An 8,335-nucleotide genomic window follows, 5' to 3' on the forward strand; every position below is an offset into this window, starting at 1 on the left:
GGCAAAACACTTTCAGCAGCCCTTGCGGGTGAAGATACGGTCATGAGCAACAGTGCAAGCGCACTTAAAAGGGGGCGAGGGTTTTTCATGACATTGATCATGCCTGAAAACCACCATCACCGACCAATCACAAGGCCTTGAAATCAGCAGTAGGTGTAAAGTGGAAGATATTTGCGCGTTTGCGCGGATCTTTGAAAGGAGATTTCCAAAGATTGATGCTATGAGCTGCGGACCAATCGGAACCAGTTCTGGGGAGCTGTCCATTGCAAAGGAACAAACGACCTTTGCGTTAAATGAAAAATGCGGAACTGATCTGCTGGTGGGAGCTTAATCTGGCAAGATCGGTCCAATACGAGGTTTGCAAGCGAATGATGAAACGCGAACACTGGGGCTCACGCCTTGGATTTATTCTGGCGGCCGCCGGGTCGGCTGTTGGACTGGGGAACATCTGGAAGTTCCCGTATATGGCTGGCGAGAATGGCGGTGGCGCATTCTTGGTGATCTATCTTGCGCTGGTCTTTACCATCGGTATTTCGGTCATGCTGGCCGAATTCGTGATCGGCCGCATGTCGGAAAAGAACGCGATTGGCGCATTTGCCAAACTTAAAGGTGGGCTTTGGCCGATCGTTGGTTTGTTTGGCGTTGCGGCCGCCTTCATGATTTTGTCGTTTTACTCGGTCGTTGCCGGCTGGACGCTGTCCTACATGATCAAGGCCGTCACCGGGGCGCTTTCGATCGAAGATCCGGCAACCCTTGGTGACATCTTCGGCAGCTTCATCAGTGATACGACCTCGCCGTTGATTTTCCACGCGATCTTCATGGCACTGACCATTTTTGTCGTGCTTTCCGGTGTTGGTGCCGGTATCGAGCGTGCGTCGAAAATCCTGATGCCGGCGCTTTTCGCGCTTTTGATCGTTCTGATCGTACGCTCGGTTACGCTTCCGGGTGGTATGGAAGGTGTGGCCTTCCTGCTGTCGCCGGACTTTTCGAAAGTGACCTGGGCAACGGTTTCGGATGCGCTGTCACAGGCCTTCTTCTCGTTGTCGCTGGGGATGGGGGCAATGATCACTTATGGCTCTTACCTTGCGAAGAAAGAAAACCTTCCGGGCTCTGCCGGTTGGGTCACCCTGCTTGATTCGGCTGTTGCTGTTCTGGCTGGTCTTCTGGTTCTTCCGGCAGTGTTTGCCTTCGGCTTTGATCCGAGTGCCGGTCCGGGCCTGACCTTCATCACGCTGCCAGCTGTGTTCGCCCAGATGCCGTTTGGTTCGTTCTTTGCCTTCCTGTTCTTCCTGCTGTTGGCGATTGCGGCTTTGACCTCTGCGGTGTCGATCCTTGAAGTGGTTGTTGCCTATTTCGTCGATGATCGTGGGATCAATCGCAAAACCGCGGCTGTGGTTCTTGGTTTCGTGATCTTCCTGCTTGGTATTCCGTCGTCGCTTTCGATGGGGGTCATGGCGGATGTCGAGATCCTGTGGGGCAAGAACTTCTTTGACCTGATGGACTTCGTAAGCTCCAGCCTGCTTTTGCCGATTGGCGGGTTGTTGATTTCGCTGTTTGTGGGCTGGATCGTCTGGGGCAAGGCCCAGGAAGAAATCGCAGCACATAACGGAATTGTACCGGTATGGATCGGTGCATGGGGCTTGATCGTCAAGTTCGTCGCACCGCTGGCGATTGCCTTTATCCTGCTGAAAGGGCTTGGCGTTTTCTAAGTCAGGTTTGCCGATAGGCTAATGCAAAAGGGCGGGAAATTTCCCCGCCCTTTTTTTGTCGTTTGCCGTTCGTTTTGGTTCTAGAGGGCGGCTTCCTTGGCAAGCTTGGAAACAGATTCTGCGCTCATGGGTTGACCCAGCAGATACCCCTGTATCAGGTCACATCCGGCCTTGCGCAGCACGTCGAGCTGATGCTGGTTTTCGACGCCTTCGGCAACGCAGGTTTTACCAAGGTTGCGCGCCATATTGATGATCGTAATTGGCAAGGTTTCACCATCCGGGCCGTCTTCAATATCCCAGACGAAGCTGCGATCAAGTTTGATCACATCAAAGGGCAATGTGCGCAGATAACTCAGGCTTGAAAAGCCGGTCCCGAAATCATCAAGCGCGATGCGCACGCCAAGATCACGCAGGCGCTGTAATTTGGTCCGCATATCGTCAATATTGCGCATGAACAGGCTTTCGGTGACTTCGATTTCCAACCGGTCGGCAGCCACCCCCTTGTCAACGATGATGGCGCGAAGCTGTTCGGCAAAATCCATCGATCCATAGAACTGCTGAACCGAGACATTCACCGCAAGGCGCAGGTTATGTAAGCCTTCCTGACGCCAGGCAACCAATTGCTTGCAGGCGGTGCGGATGACCCAGCGGCCCAATTCGCCAATCACGCCCATTTCCTCGGCAATCGGGATGAAGGTCGAGGGCGGGATGGTTTTGCCATCGGCCGTCGTCCAGCGCAGCAAGGCTTCGACCCCCGCAATTTCGCCAGTTTTTGCGTCAAATTGCGGCTGATAGACAAGGTGGAGTTCCTCATTGTCGATCGCACGGCGCAAGGCGGTTTCAAGGGCAAGGTCCGCCCCCTTTTGACTGTGCAGATTGACGCTGTAAAGTCCGACCTGGTTACGTCCCTGTTCCTTGGCCTGAACCATTGCCAGTTCGGCACAACGAATGATGTTGCTGGTGTCATTGGCATCTTCGGGGAAGGACGCAATGCCAATACTGGCCGAAAGGTAAACGTCTTCGCCCTTTCGGGTCAGATGGGCTTCGCCAAGGCGCATCAGAAGACTTTCTGCGATCCCGACGGCTTCCTGTTCGGTGTTCACATTTGGCAGGATTGCGGCGAATTCATCGGCACCGATACGGGCGACGACAGCATCCTGACCAAGTTCACGGCTGATGCGGCGTGATACTTCGACCAGCACATCGTCCCCGATATTATGGCCAAGGGCATTATTGACGCGCTGGAAGTTGTCGATGTCGAGCATGGCAACTGTGAGCGGGCGTCCAACCCGGCGGGCGCGACCGATATGAAGCGACAAAAGTTCCGAAAACCGACGGCGGTTTGGCATGCCGGTCAGTTCATCGGTAAAGGCAATCCGCAGGACATCTTCGCGGTTTTTTTCACGTCCACTGATGTCGGTAAAGATCGAAGCGTAATGGGTGATTGTCCCTTCGCCATCGCGAACCGCCATGATCGAAAGCCATTCGGCGTAAATCTCGCCTGACTTGCGTCGGTTCCAGATTTCGCCTTCCCATTTCCCGGTGCGCGCCAAATCCGCCCAGAGCTTGGCATAGAAAGCCTTGTTCTGGCGTCCGGATTTCAAAATCGCCGGTGTCTTGCCGATCACTTCTTCGGCCTGATAACCAGTCACGCGCGTGAAGGCCGGATTGACGGCCTCGATCTCGGACTGCGCATTGCAGATCATCACACAGTCAGGGGAATTTTCGATCAGCTTGTTGGCAAGGGCCAGAGACTGGCGCGCCTTGGTAATTTCGCTGCCACTGTCTTCGGCCAGACTGCTTAGATGGATCAGGTAATCCTGTTCGATAAATTCAAGCAGATCGGCAAATGACAAAACCCCGATGGTTTCACCGTTGTGGTTATGAACCACAAGATGACGGAAATTGTCGCGCATCATCATTCTGCGCGCGTCATCAAGGTTCATGTCCTGACGAATGAAGGTCACCGGGCGGGTGGCGATGTCGCCCGCAGTCAGGTTTTCATGTTCTTCTGCCAGATGGCGCAAGATATCACGTTCGGTGATGATGCCGGTTTGCAATTCTGCCGGTTGGTCGTCGGCGAAACCGGAAATGATCGCGCTGTCGCATTTTTCCGAGTGCATGCGCTGACGCAGTTCCCAAACGCGAATGTCCTTGTGGGCAAACACGGTGGATTGGCGAACCGCATCGGCAACATCGTTGGCAATGAACGGCTTTTTGTCCCCGACGTGACGGATGAGGTCGGTCTGGCTGATGATCCCGACAAGGCAGCCATCCGCATCAATGGTGACAAGATGGCGTACGCCACGATCGCGCATGCGCACGATTGCCGATTGCGGGGTGGCATGGACCGAAATGGTATGTACCGGTTGGGACATACGCGTTGAAACCGGTTCAGAAAGGGCGGCCAGGGTTGACGGTGGCAACGATAGCAAATCGTGCTCGGTCAGAATTCCCACAGGCTTGTTGTCCACCACAATAATGACGGAGCTGCTGTTGGCCTTGCGCATTTTGGCCGTGGCGTCACCGAGGGACGTTTGCGGTGTACAGCTTAAAACTGTTCCGGGGGAAAGTGTGCCGACCGTCAGACCAAACGGGCGTCCATCGGAGGATGTGGGGCGTATCATGCGCGTTTGCTCTGTTCGACTGATCTTTTTCGGTTTTATTCTTAAGGGTGAGACGAAGGCGCCATTCCTAGCAGGTTCGGCGTACTTGAGAATTGTTCTGGATCAAGTCAGGGGCGTTCAATTGAACGTCGCCCAGTAAAATTCGTTACAAACAAGAACACCCCACCGGAAAACCGGTGGGGTGTCAATGTGTCAGCCAAAGATTTCAGATTGAAATCAGGCAGCTTTCATCATGTTACGCAGAACGAACTGCAGGATGCCGCCGTTCTGGTAGTAGAGAACTTCGTTCTCGGTATCGATACGGCAGGTAACAACGATTTCCTCGGTGCTGCCATCTTTGCGCGTGATGCGAACCGTGACGTCCTGAAGCGGGTTGATGCCATCGCCGATGCCAAGGACATCAAAGGTTTCCGAACCGTCCAGCTTGTAGGTCGCACGACCTTCGCCGTTCTTGAACTGCAACGGCAGAACGCCCATGCAGACCAGGTTGGTACGGTGGATACGCTCGAAGCTTTCCGCGATCACAGCTTTGACGCCAAGCAGGTTGGTGCCTTTTGCTGCCCAGTCACGCGAAGAACCGGTGCCGTATTCTTTACCAGCGATGACAACCAGCGGGGTGCCTTCGGCCTGATAACGCATTGCGACGTCATAGACCCAGCCCTGTTCGCCCGACGGATAATGAACCGAAACACCACCTTCGGTGCCCGGTGCCATTTCGTTACGGATACGAATGTTGGCAAAGGTACCGCGCATCATGACTTCGTGGTTGCCACGACGTGCGCCATAGGAGTTGAAGTCACGAACAGCAACGCCGTGCGCCTTGAGGTATTCACCTGCCGGGCTTTCTTCCTTGATCGAACCGGCCGGGGAAATGTGGTCGGTGGTGACAGAGTCACCCAGGATCAGGAGCGGACGTGCGCCATGAACTTCAGAGAAGTCACCCGGCTCTTTCGCCATGTCGACGAAGTAAGGCGGGTTCTGAACGTAGGTGGACTTGCCATCCCACGCGAAGGTCTCGCCTTCGGTGACTTCGATTTCCTGCCACGGTTTCGGACCGGCAAAGATGTTGTCGTAACGATCTTTGTACATGGACGCCGAGATCGAGGACGCGATGGTGTCAGCGATCTCTTTGTTGGTCGGCCAGATGTCTTTCATGAAGACGTCTTTACCGTTCTTGTCCTTACCGAGCGGATCTTTGTTCAGATCGATCTTCAGGTTACCGGCAAGCGCATAGGCAACAACCAGCGGCGGGGAGGCAAGGTAGTTTGCCTTGACCTGCGGGCTGATACGGCCTTCGAAGTTACGGTTACCAGACAGAACGGCGGTGACGAGCATGTCGTTACCATCGATCGCGTCGATGATCGGTGCTGCCAGCGGACCGGAGTTACCGATACACGTGGTGCAACCGAAACCGGCCACGTTAAAGCCAAGCTGATCCAGGTAATCCTGAAGGCCTGCTTTTTCGAGATAGTCGGCAACAACTAGCGAACCCGGTGCGAGCGAGGTTTTCACCCACGGCTTGCTCTGAAGGCCGAGTTCGACAGCTTTTTTCGCCAGAAGACCTGCTGCGATCAAAACGCTCGGGTTCGAGGTGTTGGTGCAAGAGGTGATCGCGGCGATGACGACGTTACCGTCTTTCATTTCGAAGTTTTCGTTCGAAACTGGAACAGAACGATCCGCATCAACACCCGGTGCCATGTCGGCAAAGGTCTTGGTGAAGCTCGAAACGGCATCTTTCAGCAGAACACGGTCCTGCGGACGCTTCGGACCCGAAAGGGCCGGCTCGACGGTGGAGATGTCAAGTTCAAGCGTTGCGGTGTATTCGGCTTCATGTGCCGGGTCGCGCCACATGCCCTGTTCTTTGGCATATGCTTCGACCAGTGCAATCTGGTCTTCGTCACGGCCGGTCGAACGCATGTAGTTGAGCGTTTCGTCATCGATCGGGAAGAAGCCACAGGTCGCACCATATTCCGGTGCCATGTTACCGATGGTCGCACGATCCGGAAGGCTCATGTGGTCAAGCGCATCGCCATAGAATTCGACGAATTTGCCAACAACGCCTTTTTCACGCAGCATCTGAACGACGCGCAGAACAAGGTCAGTTGCGGTGATGCCTTCTTTCATGGAACCGGTCAGCTTGAAGCCGACAACTTCCGGGATCAGCATCGAGATCGGCTGACCAAGCATTGCTGCTTCGGCTTCCAGACCACCAACACCCCAACCGAGAACAGCAAGGCCGTTCACCATGGTGGTGTGAGAGTCGGTACCGACCAGCGTGTCCGGATAGGCAACGGTTTTGCCGTCTTCGTCCTTGCCGGTCCAGACGACCTTTGCAAGATGTTCGACGTTGACCTGGTGGCAGATACCAGCGCCCGGCGGAACAATGCGGAAGTTGTTGAAGGCGTTCTGGCCCCAACGCAGGAACTCGTAACGTTCGCCGTTACGTTCGAACTCGACTTCCATGTTCTTGTCGAGTGCGTCGTCGGTGCCGAAGAAGTCGATCATGACCGAGTGGTCAATGACGAGGTCAACCGGTGAAAGCGGGTTCACCTTCTGGGCGTCACCGCCCATCTTCACCACAGCATCGCGCATCGCGGCAAGGTCAACAACGGCGGGAACGCCGGTGAAGTCCTGCATCAGAACGCGGGCCGGACGATAGTTGATTTCGTGGCTGCTTTTGCGCTCTTTGAGCCAGTCAACAACAGCTTTGACATCGTCGGTTTTAACGGTGAAATCGTCTTCGTAACGCAGAAGGTTCTCAAGAACGACTTTCAGCGTGAAGGGAAGTTTTGAAACGTCGCCGAATTTCTCGGAAGCAACTTTGAGGCTGTAATAGTCGACGGACTTGTCCCCGACTTTCAGCGTGCGGCGCGTTTTCAGGTTGTCTTTGCCACAAATGGACATCAGACCCTCCTCAAGGTGGTTAAAAGGGCTTGTCGTGACAAGACACCCCGACCGTCGGAGCGCCGAGCGGTGGGCTATCTGTGTTGCGTGACGCGGGTCACGGCTACATATCTATGTGCAACGGGGTTACACCACAATTCCCTTTGAAAGTCCAGACCCCGAAAAGGGGTATTGGTGAAAACCCGTTGATCACAGCATGTTGGCAAAGCCCAACAAGCAGTCAAACGGCTTTAGACGATATGTGCCGTGGCTTTTGGCCTTTCAATAGGACAGGCAAAGCACGGAGTCTGTTTTTTCCTGACATGTTTATAAAGCCGCCGGCATTCGCGGCAATGAATGTCGGTGTGGGGCGCAGGATCCGGACGCCTGTAACGACGACTCCGCACCGGAGTCGGGGCGGCGGGTTCGGATTTGCCTGCAAAGCGACAGGTTCCCAATGCGCGCGAATTGTGCGGTGCATGATTACGAAAGATTTTTGCATTGCGGTGTTTTCGCGTGCCGTCTGCGACCTGCAACCTGAGATAACGCTACGTAATCAAGGGTAGAGCGGTCAGTGTATTCTGTCGTCAAATAATTGTGCGGTGCGAATTTGTAGAAAACTCCCAACCCCTTGAGAATCATTGCATTGACGCAATATGCTGAAATTGGTACTTAAATGCCTATTAAATGTGTCAGGCCCGGTTTCCGTAAGGTCAGGGTCATAAAATAAACCGACACATCATCAGGGAAACTGAACAGCGGTTTGCAAATTTTCACGCGAAAGAACCCGAAATGCGGTTCTGCGGCATTTGCGGCCCAAGTCAGGGAGGAATGCGACGGCATGACGTCACAGAGTCCTATTTTAGAGATTAGCGACGTGTCGCTTGTTTTCGGCGGTGTGCGTGCGCTGAGTGATGTCAGCTTCTCCGTTCAGCCGGGCGAGCTTTTCTCGATTATCGGCCCGAACGGTGCCGGTAAGACATCCATGCTGAACTGTGTTTCGGGGCGCTATACGCCAACGACCGGTTCGGTATCGTTCAAGGGCAAGGATGTTACCGGGCTCAAGCCGAATGATCGTGCCGAACTTGGTATCGGGCGTACGTTCCAGAACCTGGC

Annotated in this window: 4 protein-coding genes; 2 read left to right on the top strand and 2 right to left on the bottom strand. The window is 54.5% G+C overall.

The window, feature by feature from the left end:
• Positions 1 to 368 precede the first annotated feature (368 nt).
• Positions 369 to 1,709 carry a sodium-dependent transporter gene (locus tag B3Z49_RS11435; protein WP_296990917.1) on the top strand — a complete coding sequence of 447 codons (1,341 nt, stop codon included), beginning with the start codon at positions 369 to 371 and terminating at the stop codon, positions 1,707 to 1,709.
• A gap of 80 nt (positions 1,710 to 1,789) precedes the next feature.
• On the opposite strand, the gene B3Z49_RS11440 is transcribed toward B3Z49_RS11435, so the two are convergent.
• Both B3Z49_RS11440 and acnA read right to left on the bottom strand, forming a co-directional pair.
• Complete coding sequence (locus B3Z49_RS11440) at positions 1,790 to 4,336, bottom strand: EAL domain-containing protein (RefSeq protein WP_296990918.1); 2,547 nt, start codon at positions 4,334 to 4,336, stop codon at positions 1,790 to 1,792.
• A 216-nt stretch (positions 4,337 to 4,552) separates the two neighbouring features.
• Positions 4,553 to 7,240 carry an aconitate hydratase AcnA gene (gene acnA / locus B3Z49_RS11445; protein WP_063088588.1) on the bottom strand — a complete coding sequence of 896 codons (2,688 nt, stop codon included), beginning with the start codon at positions 7,238 to 7,240 and terminating at the stop codon, positions 4,553 to 4,555.
• Positions 7,241 to 8,060: 820 nt separating this feature from the next.
• Between acnA and B3Z49_RS11450 the strand changes: the two genes are divergently transcribed.
• A partial coding sequence (locus B3Z49_RS11450) for an ATP-binding cassette domain-containing protein (RefSeq protein WP_296990921.1) occupies positions 8,061 to 8,335 on the top strand: 275 nt, incomplete at its 3' end.

The sequence above is a fragment of the Thalassospira sp. UBA1131 genome (assembly GCF_002311515.1).
Taxonomy (GTDB): domain Bacteria; phylum Pseudomonadota; class Alphaproteobacteria; order Rhodospirillales; family Thalassospiraceae; genus Thalassospira.

What these genes read in the sequence shown, in the direction of transcription:
- B3Z49_RS11435 (WP_296990917.1), top strand. Translation starts at nt 369, where the DNA reads ATGATGAAACGCGAACACTGGGGCTCACGCCTTGGATTTATTCTGGCG.
- B3Z49_RS11440 (WP_296990918.1), bottom strand. Translation starts at nt 4,336, where the DNA reads ATGATACGCCCCACATCCTCCGATGGACGCCCGTTTGGTCTGACGGTC.
- acnA (WP_063088588.1), bottom strand. Translation starts at nt 7,240, where the DNA reads ATGTCCATTTGTGGCAAAGACAACCTGAAAACGCGCCGCACGCTGAAA.